We start from the raw sequence: 23,034 nt of genomic DNA on the forward strand, positions 1-23,034 counted from the left end.
CACGGCGTGCTGGTCGTCGTCCTGGCCCTGCTGGCCGCGCTGGCGAACGCCGCGGCCACGGTGCTGCAACGGCGGGCCGCGGCGGACGAACCGGAGGCCGGCGCGGGCGTGCGCCAGGCCGTCCGCTGGCTCCGACAGGTGCTGCGCAATCCCTACTGGGTCGCGGGTGCCGGGATGCTGGCGCTGACGTCCGTGCTGCAGGCCGCGGCTCTCGGCGTGGGCAGTCTCGCGCTGGTCCAGCCGCTCATGGCCACCGAGCTGCTGTTCACCCTCGTCGTCGGCAGTGTCGTCTTCCACCGGCGTCCGGACCGCAGGACCTGGCTGGCGTTCGTCTCCCTGGCCGCCGGGCTGGCGGTGTTCCTCACCTCCGTCGCTCCGGCCCCGGGGCGGTCCACCGCCTCCGCGGGGGCGTGGCTCGCGACCGCGGGGGTGGTACTGGGTGCCGTGGTGGTCCTGGTGGCGACGGCCCGCGCGGTGCGGGGCGCACCGCGCGCGGCGCTCCTCGGACTGGCATCGGCCGTGTCGTTCTCCCTGACGGCGGCGCTGCTCAAGGAAGTGACCGGCCACATTCCGGACGGGGCGGGCGCCGTCCTGGGGACGTGGCCCCTGTACGCCACGGGCGTCGCCGGAGTGACCGCCTTCCTGTTGCTCCAGGGGGCGTTCCGGGCCGGGACACTGGCAGCGTCCGCACCCGCGCTGACCCTCGGTGACGCGCTGACGAGCGTGGCCCTGGGGTGGGCTCTGTTCGGGGAAGGGATCACGCTCGGTGTGCGGGTGGTGCCCGCCGTGATCGGCGTGCTGCTCATCGGGGCGGGCACCGCGGGGCTGGCCCGCGCCCCGTCGGTCGCCGGAAACTGGGACGCGGCGTCGCAGCGCCCGGGCGGCTCACCCCGGCCGGTGCCCTAGGGGGTGCCCGACACATGAGCGCGGGAGAAGGAGCAGCGTCCGGTGGGTGCCATCGCAAGGCGCCGGAGCGCCCTCGTGGCGGAGCCACGTGGGCGTTTCGGCAACGCGGCGAGCGTGCGTGCCAGATGCCGCGACGCCGCGGGCATGTGTCGGACACCCCCTGGCCGTACCGCACCGGCGCGGCCGCCCCCCGCGGAAAGGAGGCAGAACCGATGCCCACGTCCTCCGGCCCTTCGCCCGTCCGGCGGGCGGCCGCGGTGCTGGCTTCGCCGGCCGCCGTCGTGGCCGCGGCCCACATCGCACCGGCCGCCACCTGGCTGCCCGTCGTGCGCCGCCGTGTGCCGCGCCTCGCCGGTGTGGGACACCCCTCCCACGTCGCCCTGACCTTCGACGACGGACCCGACCCGGAGTCCACCCCGCGCTTCCTCGACTCGCTGGAGGAACTCGGCGTCCGGGCGACCTTCTTCGTCCTGGGCGACGGCGCCGTACGGCACCCCTCACTGGTGCGCGAGACCTTTCGCAGAGGGCACGAACTGGCCGTGCACGGCTGGAGCCACGACCGCCCGTGGCTGCCGGCCCCGGCGGACGACGTGCGCGCCCTGCTGCGGGCGGCGGGCGTCGTGGGCGACCTGACGGGCCGGCGCCCCCTCTGGTACCGGCCGCCCTACGGCATCCTCACGTCCGGGCGCTGGGCGGCCGCCCGTGCGGCAGGCATGCGCCCCGTGCTGTGGACCGCCTGGGGCAGGGACTGGACGGCCGGGGCCACCGCGGCGTCGGTGCGCTCGGCCGTCGCGGCCGGTCTGCGCGGCGGCGGCACGCTTCTCCTGCACGACACGGACAGGATGTCGGCACCGGGCTGCTGGCGGGCCACGCTGGGCGCCCTGCCCGGCATCGTGCACGGCTGCCGGAGGGCGGGCCTGGCGGTCGGCCCGCTCGCCGAGCACGGCGTGCACCATCGCTGAGCACGGTGCCCGCTCTCCCGCCCGCTTGACCCTGACACCGTGACAAGGTCTTCACTGCGGACGAGGAGGTGGTCCCCGATGACCGTGCCGAGAGAGCACACGGACCCTTTGCGACGGCTGTTCCACGGACTGGAGCACGGTGACGCGTCGACGCGGCTGCGGGCCGCGCTGGCGGCCGGCACGACCCCGGACCCCCGGTCGGTCGACAAGCTCGTCGAACGCAGCGCGGTCGAGCCCGAGTTCCATGTGCGGGACATGCTGACGTGGGCGCTCACCCGGCACTCGCCGTCCCGCACGGTGCCGAAGCTCGTCCAGGAAGTCCGTTCGGACTGTGCCCAGGCGCGCAGCCAGGCGTTGCACACGCTGTCCAAGATCGGGGACCGCCGGGCGTGGCCGGTGATCACCCGGGCGGTCCTGACCGACCCGGACGACGAGGTGGCGCGGAGCGCCTGGCGAGCTGCGGTGGTCCTCGTACCGGCGGGTGAGGAACCCGCGCTGGCCGGAGTGCTGGCGACACAGCTCGGGCGCGGCGGGATGCCGACGCAGTTGAGTCTCGGCCGGGCGCTGGTCGCGCTCGGGGAGGTGATCGTGCCCGTCCTGAACGCCGCCACGGAGGATCCCGATCCTCGCGTGCGCCGGCACGCGATCGCCACGGAGCGGCTGCTGCGCGACCCGGATGCCGGATTCGAGTACGCGATCGAGGAGGCGAAGCGCATGGTGGCCCTCGGCAGGTCCGGCGAGAAGGGGTGACGGAGTGTGTTGATGGGTGAGGGTGGCAGAGCGTGCTGATCGGTGAGGTGGCGCGACGGTCCGGGGTCAGCGCCCGCATGCTGCGGCACTACGAGCGGCTCGGTCTGGTACGGCCGACGGGCCGGACCACGGGCGGCTACCGCGAGTACTCCGGCGAGGACATCCGGCGGATCTTCCACATCGAGAGCCTGCGGTCGTTGGGGCTGTCGCTGCGCGAGGTCGGGCGCGCGCTGGAGGATCCGGGCTTCACGCCCGCGAAGCTCGTCGACGACCTCGTCCTGCGGACCCGGGAACGGATCGCGAGCGAGACGGAGCTCCTGACCCGGCTGACACGGATCGGCGCCGCGCAACCCGCCGACTGGGAGGAAGTCCTCCAGACCGTCGCCCTCCTCCACGCCCTGGGGTCGGACAGCGCGGGGAAACGCCAGAGCGCCGCGCTGTCCTCGGCCGCCGAGGTCCCGATGCCGGTGGAGGCCCTGGTGGAGGCGGCGCTGAACGAGGCGGACCCGAACGTCGCCGGAGCCCTTCGCTGGGCTCTGGCGCGCTCGGGCGGCGGACTGGAACTGCTGGCGGAGGGCCTCGGTTCACCACGGGCCGAGGTGCGGGAACGTGCGGTCCGGGCCGTCGCCGAGATGACGGACCAAGCGGCGACCGCGCTGCTGCGGGACGCCCTCGCCCACTCCGACCCCGTGGTACGCGGACATGCGGCGGTGGCGGCGGGGACACGCGGGGTGGCCGAGGCGGTTGTGACACTCGTGGACATGGTCGTCGAGGCGACGAACGACGTCGACGCGGCCGACGCGCTGAGCGCGCTGGCCCGTGATCCCGGGACGGCGGAACGGATCGCCGCAGGGCTCGTCGACCGCCTGGCCGACGGCACGACCGGGGTGCCGGCACGCCGGCGGCTGACCCAGGCGCTCGCGGACATCCCGGGACGCACGGCGTCCCGTGCCCTGGCGGAGCTGGCGCACGACACGGACCGCGCCGTCGCGCTCACCGCGACGTACGTCCTGCGGCTGCGCGACGCACGACGGACAGACCTTCCCGACTGATCCGGAACGCCCGGTGTGACCTTCGATATACCTTTTGACGCCGGACGGCATGTAGCTTGGCCGACTGCTCTCGCACACAGGCGCCATATCGGGTGCACGCTACATCGATCGTTCAGGAGACCCATGCGCCCCCGGATACCTTCCATCCCCCGAATAACCTCCCTCCCGCCCGTCGCCCTCGCGGGCGGCGCACTCACCGTCGGCATCGGCGGCCTGTATCTCGCCGGGCTGCTGGTCGCCGGCGGCGAGATCGAGGCGGGTACGACGGTGCGCGGCGTGGACCTCGGCGGTCTGACCCGCGAGGAAGCCGCCCACAAGCTGGAACGGCATCTGGCGAAGGCGGGCTCGCAGGAGCTCGCGGTGAAGGTCGGCGACCGCCGCGGCACGGTCGATCCGCGGCAGGCGGGCTACACCTTCGACATACCGGCGACCCTCGACCGCGCGGCGTCCGCCGGCGCCGATCCCGTCAGCGCGATCGGCGGGCTGTTCCGCTCGGGCGGTGACATCGAGCCGGTCGTACGCGTCGACGAGGACAAGGCCCGTGCCACCCTCGGGAAGCTGGCGAAGACGGCCGACCAGAAGGTCCGCGACGGCGCCGTCTCCTTCGACGACGGCCGGGTCGAGCAGGTGGACCCGCACAGCGGGTACGCGCTGGACGTGGACGCCGCCGTCGGCACGCTGCGCGACCCCTTCCAGCACGGCTCGGCCGGCTCGGTGACGGTGCTGCCCGCACGCGAGACCAAGCCGAAGGTCACGGCGGACGAGGTACGGCGGGCGGTGCGGGACTTCGCGCGGCCCGCGATGTCGGCACCGGTCACCCTCACCGCGGGCGGCGAGCGGTTCACGATCACCCCGGACGTGCTGGGTGAGCACCTGACGATGCGGCCGGACGGCGACGGCAGGCTCGCACCGGAGCTCGACAGCAAGGGTTTGCGGGCCGCACCGGCGGTGGCCGACACCCTGAACGACCTGCCCGCCACACCACGGAACGCCCGGCTGGGGCTCGACGGCGACAAGGCCGTGGTGACCGCCGACGCCAGGGCCGGCATGGAAGTCGACGACAAGGCGCTGGGCAAGGCCGTCATGCCGTTGCTCACCAAGGACGGCACCGCCCGCAACGGAGAGGTGGACACACGACGGATCCAGCCGGAGGTCACCCGCGAGAACGCGGCGCGCCTCGGGCTGACGGAGAAGCTGTCCTCCTTCACCGTCAACTACGAACCGGCCGCCTACCGCACGACGAACGTCGGCCGCGCCGTGGACCTCATCAACGGCTCCGTCGTCCAGCCGAACGAGACCTGGAGCTTCAACCGGACCGTGGGCGAGCGCACCGAGACCAACGGCTTCGTCGACGGCATCATGATCTACGACGACCAGTACGCCAAGGCGCCCGGCGGAGGGGTCTCCGCCGTGGCCACCACGGTCTTCAACGCGATGTTCTTCGCGGGCGTCGAGCCCGTCGAGCACGGCGCCCACTCCTTCTACATCGAGCGCTACCCCGAGGGCCGTGAGGCGACGGTCGCCTGGGGCAGCCTCGACCTGAGGTTCACCAACGACACCGGCAAGGCCATCTACATCCAGGCCGAGTCCACCGACACCTCGGTGACCGTCAACTTCCTCGGCACCAAGAAGTACGACGAGATCACGTCGGTCAAGGGGCCGCGCACCAACGTGCAGGAGCCGGAGACGAAGGTGAGCACGGACGAGCAGTGCGTGCCGCAGACCCCTCTTGAGGGCTTCGACGTCACGGTGGAGCGGGTCTTCCGCGACGGGGGCCGGGAGGTGAAGCGGGAACCGTTCCGCACGCACTACGCGCCGCGCAACGAGATCGTCTGCGAAGAGCCGGGCGAGGGCCCGCTCCAGAGCCAGGGCCAGGGCCTGCTCCAGGGCGAGGACCTGCTCTGAGGGTGACGGGGACGAAGCATGGGCGCTGCGCATGGCTTGCCCTCGAACTGTGGTGCCCCACCACAGCAGCCGTGAGATGCACGGGGCTGAGCGCTGTGATGTTCTGTAAGAGTCCGAGGGTCCAGCTCGGGGTGGGCCGACCGCACCCACGGAGCCACCGGACATGACACGGAGCACCTGCCTGGGAATCGCCCTCACCGTGGCACTGGTAGCGCCTTCCGGCCTTCCCTGAGGCCAGTTGGCCATTGAGCGCGACAGCTGGCGCGGTCGCGTCCGTACGAGCCACGAGTGCGTCTGGACGCGGAAACCGGAAGCCGTCCAACTTCTTTGCCCACCCCGATCCCCCGACCGCCGCCTTCCAGACCCGGACAGGCCTGTCAGCCCTGGAGCTTGGCGCTCCGGACGACACGCCACCCGCGCACTCGACACCCGCGTCCGCCATGGACGACGGGCGGCAGACGCGCTCACGCGGTGATCGGCGCGGCCGGACTGGGACCCGGCGTACTGCCCGCACTGTTTGGCGGTCTCGGCGTTTCGGCCATTTCCTGCTCGCACCACTCCGGGCCAGACCAGGGATCGCGCATGTGACCGAGAGTTGCAGTTGGCGAATCATGGTCTGAGACGTGCAGGTCAGATGGGCTTGGAGAACTCTTGTTGGCGAATCATGAGCAGAGGTGCTTACTTTGAGTGAGCGCCGGGGACTTGCTGTCGATGACCCGCCCGGCGCCTGATGAGGGCTGCCGCCGGAGATGAGAGTTGGCGAGCTCCTGACCTGCCCACTTTGGCCATCGCGGGCACTGTGGACCACGCAGCCTTGTTGGCAATAGCAGCGCAGGTTGTCGCTGGCCTGACGGATGTGTCGCTGCAACTTGGCAAAGAAGCAGCAGGTTAGTTGGTAAGCTTTGGTCACCGAATGTGATCGGCTCTCCTTGCTGATGACAGCTCGCGCGAGAACGACGATGGGGCTGCCCGGAGCTTCCAGGCAGCCCCTGCGAGTGCGCACAGGCCGGGATGGCAGCCGCAGATCCGGACCAAGGCCCGGCAGAAGGCTGCCACGACCGGCGGCATCGTTATCGACACCCAGGCCCGCATGGGCGACGGATGAGGACCGCGTTCGGCACCTGACCGCAGTGCTGCCGCGCCGCTACGCCTCTCGTCTCTTCGAGGTTCAGGAGGCAGGCGCCAGCGACCCGCAACTCCAGCGGATCGTGGCTGAGGACTCAAGGTGGTCTACTTCCGGGACGGCGGCCGTCGCGCCGGAGGCCTGGAGGAGGTCGGCACTGTGCGGGTACGGCTGCTACAGCTCGAACTCTAGCTAGGTGCGCGATGTCCGTGAACGCGCGAGCCCCGGTGTGTGACTGAGCAAGCACTCACTTGGCGAGCTGAGCGGTCAGTGTTCAGTCATTTCCCATCAGCCATGCGAGGTGCTCGCCGAAGCCTTCCTGGTCAGCGACCTGGGGACTGCGCCTGTACGAGCAGACGACGCACTGCCCGAAGCCGACTCGTCCCCACATGTCCAAGCCCTGGACGCAGAAGGCCTCGTACCCACACACCGGGCACTCCTCGAAGTCGTGGCCGTCAGGGTTGTGGCCTAGTAGGGCTTGGTCATCTTCACTCATAGGTGGCGTGTCTGCTTGCTTGTGGGTGTCGTTGGGCTGGTGTGACACCTGAGGAGTTGGCCGGGGTCCGGGAGGACCTGGAGGCGTTCGCGGCGGAGTTGTTCGACGGGTTCTTCCGCGCGGATCAGCGGCGGTGGGGGCAGGCGTATGTGCGCGGGCTGCTGCTGGACGGGCGACGCAAGTCGGTGGAACCGATGGCGGCCCGCCTTGGCGAGGACGGCAACCGCCAGGCCCTGGCCCACTTCATCACCTCCAGCCCGTGGGATCCGGCCCACGTGCGGGCCCGGCTGGCCTGGAGGATGCACGAGGCGATCGGCCCGGAGGCGTTGATTGTCGACGACACCGGGTTCCTGAAGGACGGGGATGCCTCGGCGTGCGTGGCCCGGCAGTACACCGGCACCGCGGGCAAGGTCACCAACTGCCAGGTGGGCGTCTCGGTGCACCTGGCCTGCGACCGTGCCTCGGCCGCGGTCGACTGGCGGCTGTTTGTGCCGGCCTCCTGGGACCCGGCCTCGCCCGGGGCCGATGCGGTCAAGGTCGCCCGCCGCACTCGCTGCGGGATTCCCGACCATGTGGGGCATGTGGAGAAGTGGCAGCTCGCTTTGGACATGATCGACGAGACCCTCTCGTGGGGCGTTGATGTTCCCCTGGTGGTCGCGGACGCCGGCTACGGCGATGCGGCAGCGTTCCGCCTCGGCCTGGAGGAACGGGACCTGCCCTACGTGGTCGGGATCTGCGGCCGTCACACCGCGCATCCGGCCGACGCCCACCCCGTCCAGCCGGCTTATGCGGGCACCGGCCGGCCGCCGAAGATGCAGTATCCCGAGCCCGCGCAGACCGTGAAGGGCCTGGTCATCGCGGCCGGGAAGGCGTCGGCCCGGCCGGTGTCCTGGCGGGAGGACTCCCGGCCGGGCAGGGGCCGCAGTGGCGTCAAGCGCATGTACTCGCGGTTCGTCGCCCTGCGCATCCGCCCGGCCGGACGCGGCATCCGCAGGGCCGTCGACGATCCGGAGCTGCCCGAGCGGTGGCTGCTGGCTGAGTGGCCGGCCGACGAGAGCGAGCCGGTGCAGTTCTGGCTGTCGAACCAGCCCTCCGGCATGCCCCTGGCCACGCTGGTGCGGCTGGCCAAACTCCGCTGGCGCATCGAGCACGACTACCGCGAGATGAAACAGGCCCTGGGACTGGCCCACTTCGAAGGCCGCACCTGGACCGGCTGGCATCACCACGTCACCCTCGTCTCCGCCGCCCACGCCTTCTGCACCCTGCAACGACTGGCCCGCCACCCAAAAGAACCGGTGCAGGTCTGAGCCACTACCAAGTAGTCCGCGAGCTCCAGACACTCCTCGCCACCTGGACCGGCGCCTGCCCCACCTGCCACCGCGACATACCCACACCTAGGACTGCACCGCACGGAGGTCTTCGTGTCCCACCGTAATGCCCGGCTGACCGTTCATGGCAGGCGGCTGCTGGTCGAACGTGTCGGCAGTGGCCGCCCCGTCGCGCACGTCGCAGCGGAAATGGGCATCTCGCGCGTCACAGCCCACAAATGGATGCGCCGCTGGCGGGCGGAGGGCGAGCAGGGGCTGCACGACCGCTCCAGCCGCCCCCGCACGACACCCCATCGCACGGCGACAGCGGTGGAGGCCCGGGTGTGCCGGCTGCGCCAGGACCGCAAGCTCGGCCCCGCACGCCTCGGCCCGATCCTGGGCCTGCCCGCCTCGACCGTGCACCGCATCCTGGTCCGGCACGGCCTGAACCGGCTCGCGTTCATGGACCGGCCCACCGGCCAGCTCATCCGCCGCTACGAACGCGACCGCCCCGGCGAACTGATTCACATCAACGTCAAGAAACTCGGACGCATCCCGGACGGCAGCGGCCACAAGACGCTGGGCCGCCAGGCCGGCCGGGCTACCCGCGGCGGAATGGGCTTCGGCTACGTCCACTCAGCCGTCGACGACCACTCCCGCCTCGCCTACAGCGAGATCCACCGCGATGAGAAAGTCGCCACCTGCGCCGGCTTCCTCACCCGCGCGGCCGCCTTCTTCCACGCCCACGGCATCACCCGCATCGAACGCGTGCTGACCGACAACGCCTGGGCCTACCGCAAGGGCCTGGCCTGGAAGCAAGCACTCGCCGAGATCGGCGCCACCGGCAAGCTGACCCGCATCTACCGCCCCCAGACCAACGGCAAGGTCGAACGCTTCAACCGCACCCTGCTCGACGAATGGGCCTACCTGCGGCCCTTCACCAGCAACCACGAGCGCACCGAAGCCCTGACCGACTTCCTCCACACCTACAACTACCATCGCTGCCACACCGCACTCGGAGGCCACCCACCCATCAGCCGAGTCAACAACCCTGCGGGTCAATACACCTAGGGCCGTACTCGTTGGGATTCTCGGCCGACTCCGCACGGCGCTTGGCCTCTTCATCACCGATGAGTTCCAGTAGAGCGCGTGCCTGATCGGCCGACCGCGCGTCCTCGTCCTGGGCCCGTTCGTCGTCGCGGTCAGACTGGGGCGCGAGGAGCGCTCACAGGGCGGGTGGTGGTCGAGGGCAAGCAGGGCGTGGACGTGACGGTGCTGCAGGCGCCCCGTTCCGCTTCCATGGCGGGCCAGACCGCTGACGTTGACCGTGCACGGCATCGCCGCCCCCTCCCGCCTGACCCGCCTCACCGAGGCCTGGCGGCAGCACGAACCGGACGCGCCGCTCATCGCCCGGTGGTGACCCGGCACCGGGGTGAGGTGTCCCGGATGGACAGGGGTGATCCACGGGGCGACGATGAGAGAGCCGCGGGCGAGCGACGCTCCCGTGGCGGAGGAGGTGTCTTCCTTGGCCTTCGGCATCGTGTTCAGGCGCACCTTCGAGCACAAGCCCTGGGTCGACTCCGTCGACCGGGTCTCGGCGGCGGGTGACAACGGGTTCAACATCCGGTTCAGGCGCCTCGAACAGGACCTCGACACCATCGGACAGCGTTTCGACGCGGTGAGTACGGCCCTGGACTCGCTGGCCGCCGCCGAGACGCCCGTACGCGCCGTCGCCCTCGCACCGCTGCTCATCCCGGTCGGGGAGTCCGGGTGGGACCTTGCCACCACACCGGGCGCGGCACTGCTGCGAGGGGACGGCACAGCCAAGGGCGCCATGCCCGTTCCGCTGCCCGAGGCAGGGCGCATCGTGGGCTTCCAGGCCTTCGGGACCATCGTCCAGACCCCGGCCAGCGTCCGGATCGACCTGACCCGGCGGGCCCTGGACGGCAGCGGCGAGAAACTGGTCGCCCGGATCCAGGCCTCCAGCAGCGAGGAGTTCCGGGAGAAGGTCCCGGGCGCCGACGCCGCGGATATCGACCCGCGGGCCGGTTACTACATCGTCGCCTCCGTCAACGGCACGGGCCTCAACACCTCCGTGATGCTTACCGGGTTCCGGGTGAGGTACGAGGAACGCTGACCCGCCCGGGACCGGCCGGGCCGGTCAGGCCATGTGCAGACGGCTGGCCGAGCCGACGGTCAGCGTGTTGCCATGTCCGTCCTTCGCCGTGTCGCCGTCGAGCAGCACACCGCTGCTGCTCACGAGCAGACCGTCCTCGTCCGGCGTCAGCTCGACGGACGCCTTGCCGGTCACGGCGGCCTGGCCCGCCTTCCCTTTGAACGTGAACGTGCACGACGCCTTGTGGAGGACGAAGGAGCCGCCCACGCTCAGGGTGTCGGAGGCGGTCTCCTCCACTGTTCCCGCCGTCCACGCCCCGCTGTCGGCACCCTGGAGGAGCACTGTCCCCGCGGTCGCCGTCACGTCGCCCTCGACCGCCACGGGTCTCCCGGCCATCAGCCGCCTCCCTCCGCCGCACGGCCGGGCGTCCGCCCGGTGTCGTCGCTGATGACGCGTCGCCGCCGGTACCGGTGGTAGGTGCGGGAGGCGTCCTGCACCGGGAACGGCTCACCGCCCTCACCGGCGCCGAAGTCCACGTGACGACGCCGCAGTTCGGTGGTGTTGATCTCGATGCCCAGGGGGCACAGCGTCTCCAGGATGTTCATCACGTAGCTGTACTGGTCCCGGTCGAGCCGGGCTTCACCGGGCATCTCGACGCCCACCTCGTAGGGATCGGCCAGACCCCGCCGGGCATGCCCGAGGCACACCAGGAGCGCCAGTCCCTCCCGCCGCCCCACTGCCTCGATGCGTCCGCCGGAGGAGTTCAGCAGGGAGACCGGCAGGCCCTCGGCGGAGGCATCGGCGGATGGACGCGGCACCTCGGTGGTGAACCACTGGAACTCGGCGGGCGGCGCCTCCCCCTGCTTGGGCGGCCTCCCGGGCAGCAGGCTCACCGCGGCGAGCAGGAGCACCCGCTGCCCGGCCTGGTCGATCACGCCGTGCACGGTGTAGAAGCCGCTGTCCAGCAGCGTTTGGACCCGGGCCGCCACGGCGCGGCGCAGGGCGTCACCGGCGCCCAGGCCGACGAGTCGGTCGAGCGTGAACGGATAGGCGACGACTTGGTCCATGACGACGATTTCGAGCACCTGCCGGGCGAAGGCCGGCCCGGTGCCGGCGAGCAGGTCCCCGTCGACGAGCGGCGTCAGAGCCGACGGCGGGGGCGTGGCGGGGCCGTCGGCCACGGCCCGCAGAACGGTCTCCAGGCCCGCGCCCGTCAGGGGTGCGGGCGGCTCACCGAAACCCGCCTGGGAGAAGCGTTCCCGGACCCGGCGCGCGGCCTCGCCCGCCAGCACGTGCAGTCCGCCCGACACGGCGTCCTTGCTGTGCCGGGCCTCGAACACCGCCTGCTCGGTCACAGCCAGCCGGGCCGGGCCCTCGACGGTGAGTCCCAGCATCGGCAGGCTCGACACGAAGAACGTGTCGCCGGTCAGCGTGTGCACGGTGCGCAGTCCGCACGGCTCCGCCAGCCAGCGGCCCGCCGGATCCTCGGCGAACGGACGGGGCACCAGCGTCCGGGCGAGTGCCGACATCTCCGACGTCCCTCGGGCCAGCCCCTCCACGGCCGTCGCCATCGCCGTGAGCCGCTGCTCCCCGAACTGCCCGAGTGTCGCGCCCAGGCCCAGCTCGTGCAGCGGATCGGGTTCCTCCACGTGGGTGCGGAGCAGGGTGACCGGGCCGGTGTCCGACAGCGCCCGGACCAGGCGGACCAGCCGGGCCAGGGACACCGCCAGCGAAGGCGCCAGATGGCGTACCGGGGGCGGGCCCGCGGAGCGGGTCACCTCGGCCGTGAACACCTGCCGTGCCTCCTCCAGCTGGCGGCGCTGCTCCGGAGGCAGCAGCTCCGGCACCGGCCGGTCGAGGTCCAGCAGGTACACACTGCGCAGCAGGTCGTGGAGTCCCGCCCGCGTGGCCGCTCCCCCCGGACCGACGTCGACGAGACGGGTGGCCAGGGCAAGCGGGTTCTGCTCCTCCACCAGCCGGAAGCGCCCGCCGATGCCGACCCTCGCCGGCAGCCCGGCGCCCGCGGCCTCGTCCGGTCCCGGACCGTTGAGCACGCCGACGAGCCGGCCGGGGGTCGCCGGCCGCCACGAGGTGAAGATCATCAGCCGGCTGCGGTACCGGGCGTCGTCCTCGCCGGGCAGCCGGTACACGCCCAGGTCGCGGCCGAGCGAGTCGAGCGCACCCGAGAAGGCGAGCTCGGCGTGCCGGCAGGCCGCGATCTCCCTGGCCTGGCGGACCACGCGCTGCTTCTCCATCGTGACCAGATACGTCAGCCGGGCCAGGATCCCTTCCAGCAGCACGCCCTCCACCAGCTCGGCGGCCGGGTCCAGCTCGAGCTCCGGTCCGCGCACCGACTCCTCCGGCACGTCCTGGTGACAGTGCGGCGCCGCGACCGGGTGGACCGCCGCAGTGACCTCGGCGCCCGCCGCCGGCACCAGCACCGGCAGCAGTGTGCCCAGGCCGGAGAATGGGGCGAACACGACCGGGGAGACCTCGGCGGCGCCCGTCGGGCCACACCGTACGAGGACCGCCCGGTCGGCGAGCGGCCGGAGCAGCCGCAGCAGCAGCAACGGCTCACGGACGTCCTCCGGAACCGTGATGCGCCCGTCCTTCAGCGGCAGGGCGCGGACCCGGGCCCCCGCCGCGTAGACGGGCGGCAGGGCGGCGAGAGCGCCGTCGAGCCCCGAGTCGGTCAGCGGACGGACGTCCGCTGGCGGCACGGTCACCGGGTCCCCCGCCCGCCGTACGGGCCCGGCGACGGCCGCGCACGGCCGAACGGCGCCCGTGAGGAACCGGATGGCCTGCGCGGGAGGCCGGGCGACCTCCGCGAACGGTCGGATGACGTCTGCATGCCCACCTCACACGATGTGGATGTCCGCGGGGGAACCGACGAGCAGCGCGATCTCCGTGGGACCGACCAGGACGTCCTCGAGCGGATCGAGCGATTGGACACCGCCTGGCTCGGCGCCGTCCTCGCCGGGCCCGCGCGAGGAGAGCTGCGGTGGATGGCGGCGCAGGCGCAGCTCCCGGGCGTCCACGACCCCGGGCTCCTCCATGACCGCCCACAGCACCTCGCTGTACCGCACCGGCTCGCCGATGCCCAGGGCCAGCAGTTGCCGCCGTACCCGGTCCAGGATGCGCTGCTTGAGCGCGACCGCCTCGGGCGTGCCCTGCACGGTGTCGGGCGGGCCCGCCGGGATGGGCAGCCCCTCCACGGAGATCCGGCAGGTGAACCCCACACTGACCTGCTGTGCCCGGTCGATGGTGGGCGCGATGCCGATCGGCCGCACCTGGTCGACCGAGGCCTCCACCTGCGCGCGCAACTGCTCCCAGATGGCGCCCTCCTCCGGGGCGACCAGCACGGTGAAGAAGTACGGGTTGCCGAGGCTGCGCTCCTGGGAGAAGAGCCGTTCGAGGAAAGTGAAGCTCCCGAAGATGGACTGGTTGATGTCCAGCCCCCCGTACAGGTCCCTCACCAGCACCTGCCGCACCCCCGGGACCAGGGCGACGGCCAGGCGCACCGCGTCCGGGGACCACACGTTGCGCGGGTAGGAGAGCAGCAGGTCGCGGTAGCGGGAGTCGCTCCAGTACGTCGAACCACCGCCGGCCGGGTCGGTGTGCTCGACGGTCAGGACGTCCGCCACGCCGAGGCGTTCAGCCAGTCGCCGTACCGGCTCGGTGCGCGGGTCCTCCGGGTTGAGCCGGGTGATCCGGTCCGGCAGATTCCCGTGCGGGTCGATGTCGCAGTCCGGGCCCGGCGCCAGGGCGGTCACCGGGACCGTGGCCCGGGCGACGGCGTTGGTGAGGGACACCGCCTGGTCGATGAAGAAGTCGCGGTCCTCGGCCGTCAGCAGCCGGGTGCCGCGGGGCAGGGAGATCTCCGTGACATCGGGCGGTAGTTCTGCCGCGAGCGCGATCCTGATCCGGCCCGTGGCACGGTGGTGCGGCCGGGGCAGACCGAGCTCCTCGCCGAGCCTGCTCAGCGCGTCGCCGACCGCCGTGCTCACCCGGGTGTCCTCGTAGGCGAGGCCCAGATGCACCCACGCCCGGGACTCCTCCAGCGCGACGATCTCCAGGATCTTGCGCAGCGCGCTGCCTTCGGTCAGGTCGACGTCGGAGCCGAACAGCACCCGTGCCGCCGCCAGTTTCTCGTCCAGCAGCCGCGCCAGGGGCTTGGGTACGAACCCTTCCGGGGTGACACCGAACGGCTTGCCGGAGCCGCTGACGCGCGCCAGGTCCTCCAGGTCGGTCGTGCGGGTGCCGTCAGTCATCGGCCGTGACCTCCCCGATCACGGTCTCCAGGACGCCGCCCAGCACGGTGCGCACCACGACGTTCACCTGCCAGCGGCGGGTCCCGGGCAGGGTCTCCTCCAGGGTGAGGTCGAGCACCTCGGCCACCCGCGAGTCGGCCGAGAGCGTACGCAGCACGGACAGCCGCAGCATCTCCAGGGCCAGCGGGGGCGTCAGCCCCTGCGTGAGCACCCGCAGGCCGTCGAAGCCGAAGCGGACATGGAACGGGTCGGTCCCGGGAGCGGTGAGTAGCGCGACGGCGAGAGCCTGGCGCAGGTTCTCCTCGCCCTCGACCATGGCCAGCCGCCGGCCGTCGCCGAAGACCAGGTCGTGACCGATGCCGTCGGCACCGGCCGGCCGGAGGGCGAGGCCGTGACCCAGCCGGCGGCGCTCGGCGGCGGCGCCAGCCGGAACGACGGGGGCGGGCGGCGGACCGGGGGGCATCAGCGCACCTCCACGACGGTTTGCGGACGGAGAGTGATCTTGTTGGCGGCCAGCGTCAGGTCGGCGTTCGTGCGGATCTCGATGTTGCCCTTGGCGTCGATGCCGATCCGGGCATTGGCCACGGCGTGTTCGATGACGACCTCGTCGTCGGCGGCGTCGTCGGGCCGCTGTCCCACGTGCTTCATCAGGGCCTTGCCGACCGTGATCCGCAGCCCGCCGACCTGGATCACCCGGTTGCCGAGCCCGTTGATGAGGTCGTGGCTCGCGGGGCCGCTGGGACGCGGGGCCGCCGCCGGATCCGGCGCCGACTCTCCCGCGGTCCCGGTCCCGGCGAGGTTCGTCGGCAGGCTGAGCCACCAGTCGCCCAGGTGCGACCTCGGTGCCGTGTCGTCCTCCCAGAGCGCGCCGGCCACGACGGCGTTCTGGTGCTCCTCCCGGTAGTGCAGACTGACCACGCGCATCCCGGGGTAGTGCGGCACGACGAGCCCGGTGCCTCCGTACGCGAAGGCGGTGAGGTAGGGCTTGTCGACCAGCTGATCGGGGGTGTCCGCGGGAGGTGCCTTTGCGGGGACGTTCGGTGACGGGGCGTCGGCCAGCCCCTCGTCGACCGCGAGCGACTGGGCGGGCACGTCGTGGCCGTCGCGGAACGTGGCACTCACGTCCTGTCTGCGCACCAGGCCGACCTCGTGGGTGCGGCGGGCGGTGGCGGCCCGGGTGTGCTGATCGGCGAGGGCCGCGGCGAGCCTCGACGCCTCGTCCGAGCTTCCCGGGCGCGTCCCCACGGCCGGGCGGTCGGGTGCCGGCCGGCGTTCCACGGTGAGCCGGGTGACGAAGCCCGTGGCCGCACCGAGTTTGTGCACGACGCCGACGACCGCATAGTCCAGGGGGCTCCCGGCGTGGGCCGCGCCGCCGAGGACACCCGCGGCCATGTCGCCGAGGGGGCCGATCGGTGAACTCGCCAGCGTGCTGGTCAGATCCGCGGGCGAGGGGTTGGGCAGGTCGGCGCGCACCATGTCGCCGACGGCGATGTCCGGGCGGCCGAGCAGCGTGAGGTCGTAGCGCCGCACCTCGGGGGCGGCGAACGGCGAGCCCTTCGGCACCGCCTCCGGATCCCGGTCGATCACGGGGCGGCTCTCCACCAGCCCGGTTACGGGCGTGAGTTCCCAGCTGTGGCCGCCCTTGACCGGTTTGGTCCAGGCGCCCACGTGCAGCCGCCCGGAGCGCAGGAACATCGGCACCTCGAACCGCGCGTCGCCGCCGTGGGCCAGACGAGCCAGCTCCTTCAGGGCCCGCACCATGGAACCCGTGGAGCCGATGTCGAGCACACCGTCGAGGGGCACGTCCTGTCCCTCGCCGAGCACGGGGACACGGATGGCGGTGTCCCGCTCGCACAGTTGAGTGGCGTAGGCCAGCACCGTGTGCGGCGGGGGCCCGGCCGGCAGTTTCGGAGGATTGCAGCGCATCCGGTGGTAGTGCGCGTCGACGCCCGAGAACCGGGACCGGTACGTGAACTCGCCGTGCGTGCGTTCCGCCGCGAGGATCCGGCCGTGCAGCACGGCGTGCAGACCGTCCTCGTCGCCCGCTCCGCCCGGCAGTACGGCACCCAGCGCGCCGAGGGCCGCCCCGACGAAGCCCCTGCCCAGGTCCCACCAGCCGAGGCGGATCTCCACGTGCACGTACTCGCCCGCCACGATCGCGTCGTAGTCACGGTCGGGCATGCCGTCCACGGTGACTTCGAACGTCGCCCCGCGCAGCGTGCTGTCGCCCTCGACCGTGAGCTCCGCCCGATGGCCGGCGTGCGTCAGCCGCAACTCCCCGGCGCCCTCGTCCGGGAACCCCTTGCCGTCGTCCATGCGGAAGACCAGCGCCCAGCCGGCCTGGAAGCCGACGCCGGTGGCGGAGAGGTCAGTCGAGAAGGTCATGGGGATCTCCCTCGGGGACGGCGGGCCTGCGGGGCCGTACGGCGGGGCCGGCCGCCGGGTCCCGGAAGCCGGCCAGGATGCGGCTGCCCACATCGCCCGGCTGGACCAGCGAACCGGCCGCCAGGTGCAGGTCGACGAACAGCACCTCCAGCAGCAGCCCGCTGCCCTCCGAGGTCCCCATGGCCATCGGCCGGCCCACGACGACCGGCGCGGAACCGACGACCCGGTCCGCGTCGACGACGACCAGGTAGGGCCGTACCGCCGCGCCGTCGAGGACGGCAGGGGGCTGTGCGGTGAGCGCCGCCCGCGGATCTCCGAGGGACGCCGGACGCCGGGCCCCCTCCTGCGCGCCCGTCACGACCGGTGTGGTGGGCGGCGTGGTCAGTGTGGTCACGAGGTCGGCGGTCAGGGCCACGAGCTTGACGGCGAGGGACCGGCCGCCCGCCCGCACCTGGACCTGCTGGGGCAGGCCCAAGTCGGCGCTGAACGGCAGCGGGCTGTACCCGGGGGGCAGAACACGCGTCACAGGAACTCCGTCGCTGTCGAGGCCGCCAGGGCGCCCGCGTCGACGAGGAGGTCGACGGGCCCGGGCGGCGCGACGTGCTGCAGACTGATGGTGACTTCCGTGGTGTCCAGGCGCTGCGCGGACGCGGTGAACGAAAGCTCGGTCACATGCATGTTCATCCGCACCGACATCCGGGTCGCCAGCACCAGTCCGGCGACCTTCCCGCCGGTGAAGCGGCCGAACGCGCCGCCGCGTTTGGCGAAGTTCGCCATCAGCTCCAGCCCCTGCTTCCAGGCGTGCCGCTGCGGGCCGATGAGCAGGGCCGACAGGGAGGCCGTCTCATTGGCGTTGCCGACCGCGGCCCGGAAGGACGGGGTGCCGATCGGGGGCAGGGTGTAGCGCTCGCTCACCGTCAGCCGCTGCACGGCGAACAGCGGGACGGCCAGCAGACCGTCGGTGATGATGGCCGCTGGCAGGCTCTGGAACTCGTCGAGACGCGAGGCCGAGCTCATCGGTCGCTCCTCACGGTGAACGACATCGTCACATCGGGCTGCGGGTTGCCCACCTGGGACGTGAAGATCCGCTCGAACTCGTCCCTGAGCTCCTTGGTCGCGGCGACCCACTCCACGCCGCGCAGCCCGTTCTCGTGGGCGAAGCGCAACTGGCGCTCCATTTCCGCGGCGAGCGTGATGCCGGTCTTCTCCTCGTGCACGGCGATGAGTTCCCGGATCGTCATCGGCGGCGGTTCGCGCAGCCCGGTCACGACGTCGGGGGTGACGTCCTCCGCCCAGGGACGGTCGCGGCGCGGGAAGCCACCCTGGACCTCGTCGGACTTCCGCCCGGGCCGCTTGGCGCCCTTGCCCGCCTTGGCCGCGGGTGCGGGTGCGGGCGTGGGCTTCGCCTTGGGCTTGGCTGCGGGCTTGGCTGCGGGCTTGGGCTTGGGTTCGGGGGCCTCCGGCACGCCGTGGGGGGCCGCCGGTGGCTTGTCGGGCAGCGGCGGCGGGGTCTTCACCCGGCCGTGGAAGTGGCCGGACTCCGCGACGATCACCTGGCTGTGCTTGGTGTCGCGGACCCAGCCGTCGACGATGCCGTCGATCCCGACGGTCTCGAGCCCCCGCACCCGCTGCTGGAGCTTCGCGGTCCACTCGAACGAGGTTCCCGTCCCCCTCTCCTGGTAGTGGCCGTGCGCCGTGCCCCGGGCGACGGTCCTCCCCGGCCACATGCGTTTCTCGGCGACCAGGACCGCGATGACCATCCGGTTGCGCGTCGCCGGGTCGTCGGCGCCGGCGAGCAGCGCCTGGACGGCCGCGGTGACGGCCCGGTCGCCGTGCTCGGCGCGGAAGGCGTCCACGAACTTCTTCGCGGCGGTGGTGACCTGCCGCGACTGGCGCCCCATCTGCTTGGCCGTGTACGGCTCGACGGGGGCGTGTCGGCCCGGCCCGGCCGGAGTCTGCGGCACCGGTTTGGGAGGGCGCGTCTCGAGCACGGTGAAGAGCCGTGCGGCGGCCTCGGCGGCGGGTTTCCCGGCACTCGGAGCCAGTCGCGGTGGACCGGAGGGACGCACGGGCGGGGCGCCCGGTGCCGGGAGGGGAGCGTAGGAGCGCGGGAGGCCCATGGAGGTCTCCAGCTGGGTGCGCAGGGCGGTCCGGAGGTCGTTCTCGCTGTCGGTGAGCATCCACTGCACCGTCTGCCGGAAGGTCTTCAGGTCCTCCAGCTGGGCCTGGAGGGCGCGCAGATCCGCGTCCTTCGCGGCCCGCCCGCGCACCGGTCCCGGGCCGCCGTGCAGCACCTCCCGGTCGGCCAGGAGCCGGTCCAGTACCTCCTGCACCTTCTTCCCCGCGGCGTTGAGGCGGCTCTCGTGTACGCCGACGGCGCGCAGCAGCACGCTTGTGACCAGCCGTTCGGCGATTTCCTCGGCGGTCATCGCACCGTGGACGGTGCTCAGTCTCCGGGTGATCCGCCGCATCTCGTCGCTCTGCCGTCCCCAGCGGTGCATCTGCTCCACCAGCGTGGCTTGGTTGATCTTCAGCCCGGCCATCACTTGTCTCCCGCGTCGGGCTTGTCCAGCGTTCCGTGCAGGAGCCCCTGCTCCCGCGTCCAGTCCATGACCACCGGCCCGACGACCCGTGACACCAGCTCGTCCATGACGCGCGCGACGACGGCCCCGGCCACGGCCTCGCTCAGGGCGTGCTTGAGGAACTGCTCGGTGGTATTGGCCACGATCGTGCGCCGGGCCTGCGCGCTCAGCGCCCGTACCGCGCCCCCGGCCCCGGCCCGTCGGCCCGCCCGGAGCGCCTGAGCGGCCCCCCGGCTGATCGCCAGGGCCCCTCCGGCGATGTGGGCCACGTCGAAGACGGAGAACGCGAGCCCGACGAAGGCCATCAGCTCGGCGGTCTCCACGTCCTGCCACTGCTGGAGCGCCTCGGGCTCCAGCAGGGCACGGTACAACTCCTTCTTCTCGACGGCGCCCGCGACGTCCTCCACGGCGAAGCCGACGCTGACCGCGGTGGTGAGGATCCCGGCGATGGTCGCGCCGAGCGGAGCGCACAGCAGGCCCAGTACGATGACCCCGCCGACGAGGAACACCTGCTTCACCGCCTCGAAGCCGGCCTTGCGGCCGAGCGCGAGGTTCACCCCCTCGGTGTACTCACGCAGCTTCCCGGCGTACGGCGCCAGTTCGGCGTCCGCCAGGGCGTGAATGCCAGACAGCGGGAACCACAGGCCGCGGCTGTCCCTGACACCCGACGCCGCGACGAACCGGGACGCCTCGAGCGCGAAGAAGGCGCCGCTGTCCGCCTCCTCGGCCTTGCGGGTCATCTCTTTGTTGGCGGCGGCCATCTCCGCGAGCAGCCGCTCGAGGTGGCGCCGAGGATACGCGGGGTCGCTCTGGGCGCGCGTGAAGACCTGCTCGAGGTCCTCGACCTGGAAGAACAGGGGATCCAGCTGGTTGACCAGCGCCCGCCGGCGGTGGATGTCCGTCTCCAGGGTCTCCGGTGTCCAGACGCGGTCGCCCTCGACCGCCGTGTAGGCAGTGCCCCGGCGTTCGATGCGGACCCGGTCGAGTTCCTGGAGAGTGCGCGCGGCGACCTTGCCGATCGGGGCGGGCGCCTCGTACTCGTACTCGTGATAGCCCGGCCGGTACTTCGTCTCGCGTTTCGACAGCACCTCGCGGACCGTGCCGGTCACCCCGAGCCGCTCGGCGTGCCGGATCGCGGTGCGCAGCACGAGCAGCCTCACCACTCCGCCGCCGATGATGTCCAGTACGGAGGTGAAGTGCTCCACCGTCTCGCGGGCGTGCGGCCCGCTGCGCTGGGCGATCGCGGCGGCCGAGGAGCGCAGTTGCTGGAGCAGCAGGACGCGGCAGGTCTCGGCGTAGAGGTGCATGCAGCTGTCGGTCAGCGCGGACCGGACGTCCTTGAGGAAGCCCAGGACCCAGGACGCCGCCTGCGGTCCCGGTGTGCCGGGATGCGGCCTGAGCACGGCGGCGTTCCGCGGGAGCTGGTAGGCCGCGGCGACCTCGTCGGCCAGATCGCGCACCAGGGCGGCGGCTTCGGTGAGGGCATGAAGGGACTTCAGCTCGGTCGCCTCGCCGGCACGGAGGTCGACGAAGCCGTTGTTGCCCCCGCCGTCGGGACGCACCGTCACCCGGGTGGTGACCGGGCTGTGCACGGAGGACACTCCCACCCCGCGCGCCCGACTGGCGATCACCTTGGCACAGTTGAGGGTGAACATGCCGACGAAGGCGCACTCGTCCATGCCGAGCAGTCTCGAGAGCCGTCGCACGGCCCGGCCGAGGGCGTCTCCGCGGTCGGGGAGCGCGGTGAGCGCGGGTTCGCCCCCGTAGGGCGCGCAGACCAGCTGTTCACCGGTGATGCCCGAGGACGGCCAGGGCCGCTCCGCCTCCGCGGGCGCCCGGGCGCCCGCGGAGGCGCGGGTGGCCTCGTCATCGCCGGCGCCGGGCCGGTGGCGCGGGTCCTCGCCGCGTTCCTTCGGTGGGGCGGGGACACCGGCAGTGGCTTCGCCCTTGGGCTGGGGCTTGGCCGGGGTTCGGGCCTGGGGCTTGTCTTCGGCGGAGGGCGTGGCCCTGGGCTTGACCTTGGCTTCGGACGTGGGCTTGCGTTCACCTTTGGGCTTGGGCTTGGCCGTGGGCCCGGGTTCGGCCCCGGACGCGGCGGATGCCCCGCCCGCCCCGCCCTCCGGACCCGTCGGCGCCAGAGCCGTGACGAAGCGGATCCGCGAGGGAGTCCCGGCCTCCTTCATGAGGGCGAACATCCGCTGGAGTCCGCCGCGCACCTCGAACAGGGCCGTGGGTTCGGTCGCCCCGCTGAGCGTCTGCTCCGCGTAGCGACGCAGCACGCCGGGCCGCCGGACGGGGTGGTCGGCCGGTACGCGCTGGGCGTCCAGGAGTTCCGCGGCGAACTTCTCGATCTCGTCGACGGTGCCGGGACGCCCGGTACGGACGAGGTCGTAGTAGGGCGCCGGGCCGGCGGACATCGGTGCCCGGCCGAACACGGTGCCGCCGCCAGGGGCCGGCCGCCACTGAACCAGGGGCAGCTCCTGGCAGTACCGGTTGTAACTGCCTTTCGGCAATGATCCGTCGCGGTTGATGGTGGTGACATCGGTGACCCATACCAGGCCGTGGACCCGCCTGCCCTTGCAGATGACCCGTCCCGCGTAGCCCGGGTGGCCGTGCGCGTCCGGATCCCACACGGCCCCGTGCCGGTTCAGGTGTTCGGTCCAGGCGACCGCCGCGGCCTCGGCGAGGGTCAGTACCCTTCCCGCCACCGGGCGCAGCGATGTGGGGCGGGAGTCGTCGCCCCGCTGGTGGAAGAAGCGGACGGGTACCGTGGCGCCGCCGCGGTCGTAGGAGGGGATCCGGTAGGTGGCGCCGCCCTCGTCCTCGCCGACCCGCGACGCGTCGAAGGGCTCGGCCGGCGCGGCCTCGCTGAGCGTGACCGGCGCGGGGGCGTGGCGCAGCAGGCCCGAGGACGTGATCCCGTACGCCATCCCCGTGGCGATGACGTGCGCGGCGTGCTCCCGCAGTTCCTGCGGCGTCCGCCGGCCGGTGAAGACCGGTTCCGGGCGGTCGAGGACGATACGGCGGCCTGTCCCGCGCGCATCGAGGAACTCGCGCCGCGCGGTCTGTAGCGCGGTGCGGCATGCCGTGCCCACCGCCCGTTCCAGCAGGGCGAGTTCGTCCGCGGTGACCGGCTCCACGAGCGTCACCCGGACGGGCACGTGCACATGCAGGGCCAC

Annotated in this window: 17 protein-coding genes and 1 pseudogene; 9 read left to right on the plus strand and 9 right to left on the minus strand. The window is 72.3% G+C overall.

Annotated features, from left to right (window positions below):
- The first annotated feature begins 6 nt into the window (after positions 1-6).
- From ACZ44S_RS18255 to ACZ44S_RS18295, 9 genes and pseudogenes are all read left to right on the plus strand, one after another.
- Positions 7-906 (plus strand): DMT family transporter, encoded by a 900-nt coding sequence (locus ACZ44S_RS18255; RefSeq protein WP_466930091.1) that lies wholly within the window; start codon positions 7-9, stop codon positions 904-906.
- A gap of 212 nt (positions 907-1,118) precedes the next feature.
- A complete protein-coding gene (locus ACZ44S_RS18260) occupies positions 1,119-1,868 on the plus strand; it encodes a polysaccharide deacetylase family protein (RefSeq protein ID WP_466930094.1) in 750 nt (249 codons plus the stop codon).
- A gap of 78 nt (positions 1,869-1,946) precedes the next feature.
- Positions 1,947-2,618: a HEAT repeat domain-containing protein gene (locus ACZ44S_RS18265; protein WP_466930097.1), complete on the plus strand. Its 672-nt coding sequence runs from the start codon at positions 1,947-1,949 to the stop codon at positions 2,616-2,618.
- A 32-nt stretch (positions 2,619-2,650) separates the two neighbouring features.
- Complete coding sequence (locus ACZ44S_RS18270; RefSeq protein WP_466930099.1) at positions 2,651-3,670, plus strand: MerR family transcriptional regulator; 1,020 nt, start codon at positions 2,651-2,653, stop codon at positions 3,668-3,670.
- Between the two features lie 123 nt (positions 3,671-3,793).
- Positions 3,794-5,575, plus strand: coding sequence for a VanW family protein (locus ACZ44S_RS18275; protein ID WP_466930102.1), 1,782 nt, complete (start codon positions 3,794-3,796; stop codon positions 5,573-5,575).
- 1,012 nt (positions 5,576-6,587) lie between these two features.
- Positions 6,588-6,890: pseudogene (tpg, locus tag ACZ44S_RS18280) on the plus strand (telomere-protecting terminal protein Tpg); the annotation flags it as partial.
- Positions 6,891-7,235: 345 nt separating this feature from the next.
- The gene (locus tag ACZ44S_RS18285) at positions 7,236-8,501 is read left to right on the plus strand and encodes an IS701 family transposase (protein WP_466930105.1); all 1,266 of its coding nucleotides are present in this window, start codon (positions 7,236-7,238) and stop codon (positions 8,499-8,501) included.
- A 114-nt stretch (positions 8,502-8,615) separates the two neighbouring features.
- The gene (locus ACZ44S_RS18290; protein ID WP_466930107.1) at positions 8,616-9,572 is read left to right on the plus strand and encodes an IS481 family transposase; all 957 of its coding nucleotides are present in this window, start codon (positions 8,616-8,618) and stop codon (positions 9,570-9,572) included.
- Between the two features lie 454 nt (positions 9,573-10,026).
- Positions 10,027-10,638 (plus strand): hypothetical protein, encoded by a 612-nt coding sequence (locus tag ACZ44S_RS18295; protein ID WP_466930109.1) that lies wholly within the window; start codon positions 10,027-10,029, stop codon positions 10,636-10,638.
- A gap of 24 nt (positions 10,639-10,662) precedes the next feature.
- On the opposite strand, the gene ACZ44S_RS18300 is transcribed toward ACZ44S_RS18295, so the two are convergent.
- The 9 genes from ACZ44S_RS18300 to ACZ44S_RS18340 all read right to left on the minus strand — a co-directional run bounded on the left by ACZ44S_RS18300 (position 10,663) and on the right by ACZ44S_RS18340 (position 23,034).
- Positions 10,663-11,013, minus strand: a complete 351-nt coding sequence (locus tag ACZ44S_RS18300; RefSeq protein ID WP_466930112.1) for a hypothetical protein — start codon at positions 11,011-11,013, stop codon at positions 10,663-10,665.
- The gene (locus tag ACZ44S_RS18305) at positions 11,013-13,343 is read right to left on the minus strand and encodes a hypothetical protein (RefSeq protein ID WP_466930114.1); all 2,331 of its coding nucleotides are present in this window, start codon (positions 13,341-13,343) and stop codon (positions 11,013-11,015) included. Before ACZ44S_RS18305 ends, ACZ44S_RS18300 begins: the two co-directional genes overlap by 1 nt.
- 132 nt (positions 13,344-13,475) lie before the next feature.
- Positions 13,476-14,888 (minus strand): hypothetical protein, encoded by a 1,413-nt coding sequence (locus ACZ44S_RS18310; protein WP_466930116.1) that lies wholly within the window; start codon positions 14,886-14,888, stop codon positions 13,476-13,478.
- Positions 14,881-15,351, minus strand: coding sequence for a hypothetical protein (locus tag ACZ44S_RS18315; protein WP_466930119.1), 471 nt, complete (start codon positions 15,349-15,351; stop codon positions 14,881-14,883). The genes ACZ44S_RS18310 and ACZ44S_RS18315 overlap by 8 nt, the downstream gene beginning before the upstream one ends.
- A complete protein-coding gene (locus ACZ44S_RS18320; RefSeq protein WP_466930122.1) occupies positions 15,351-17,273 on the minus strand; it encodes a hypothetical protein in 1,923 nt (640 codons plus the stop codon). The genes ACZ44S_RS18315 and ACZ44S_RS18320 overlap by 1 nt, the downstream gene beginning before the upstream one ends.
- Complete coding sequence (locus ACZ44S_RS18325) at positions 17,257-17,799, minus strand: hypothetical protein (RefSeq protein ID WP_466930124.1); 543 nt, start codon at positions 17,797-17,799, stop codon at positions 17,257-17,259. The genes ACZ44S_RS18320 and ACZ44S_RS18325 overlap by 17 nt, the downstream gene beginning before the upstream one ends.
- On the minus strand, positions 17,796-18,290 hold the full coding sequence (locus ACZ44S_RS18330) for a hypothetical protein (RefSeq protein ID WP_466930127.1): 495 nt from the start codon (positions 18,288-18,290) through the stop codon (positions 17,796-17,798). The genes ACZ44S_RS18325 and ACZ44S_RS18330 overlap by 4 nt, the downstream gene beginning before the upstream one ends.
- Positions 18,287-19,816, minus strand: a complete 1,530-nt coding sequence (locus tag ACZ44S_RS18335) for a hypothetical protein (protein ID WP_466930130.1) — start codon at positions 19,814-19,816, stop codon at positions 18,287-18,289. Before ACZ44S_RS18335 ends, ACZ44S_RS18330 begins: the two co-directional genes overlap by 4 nt.
- Positions 19,816-23,034: a hypothetical protein gene (locus tag ACZ44S_RS18340; RefSeq protein ID WP_466930132.1), complete on the minus strand. Its 3,219-nt coding sequence runs from the start codon at positions 23,032-23,034 to the stop codon at positions 19,816-19,818. The genes ACZ44S_RS18335 and ACZ44S_RS18340 overlap by 1 nt, the downstream gene beginning before the upstream one ends.

The organism is Streptomyces malachitofuscus, assembly GCF_055571035.1.

Bases quoted from the DNA above. Each gene is read 5' to 3' on its own strand.
- ACZ44S_RS18260 (WP_466930094.1), top strand. From the start codon at position 1,119: ATGCCCACGTCCTCCGGCCCTTCGCCCGTCCGGCGGGCGGCCGCGGTG.
- ACZ44S_RS18265 (WP_466930097.1), top strand. From the start codon at position 1,947: ATGACCGTGCCGAGAGAGCACACGGACCCTTTGCGACGGCTGTTCCAC.
- ACZ44S_RS18275 (WP_466930102.1), top strand. From the start codon at position 3,794: ATGCGCCCCCGGATACCTTCCATCCCCCGAATAACCTCCCTCCCGCCC.
- ACZ44S_RS18300 (WP_466930112.1), bottom strand. From the start codon at position 11,013: ATGGCCGGGAGACCCGTGGCGGTCGAGGGCGACGTGACGGCGACCGCG.
- ACZ44S_RS18310 (WP_466930116.1), bottom strand. From the start codon at position 14,888: ATGACTGACGGCACCCGCACGACCGACCTGGAGGACCTGGCGCGCGTC.
- ACZ44S_RS18315 (WP_466930119.1), bottom strand. From the start codon at position 15,351: ATGCCCCCCGGTCCGCCGCCCGCCCCCGTCGTTCCGGCTGGCGCCGCC.
- ACZ44S_RS18320 (WP_466930122.1), bottom strand. From the start codon at position 17,273: ATGACCTTCTCGACTGACCTCTCCGCCACCGGCGTCGGCTTCCAGGCC.
- ACZ44S_RS18330 (WP_466930127.1), bottom strand. From the start codon at position 18,290: ATGAGCTCGGCCTCGCGTCTCGACGAGTTCCAGAGCCTGCCAGCGGCC.
- ACZ44S_RS18335 (WP_466930130.1), bottom strand. From the start codon at position 19,816: ATGGCCGGGCTGAAGATCAACCAAGCCACGCTGGTGGAGCAGATGCAC.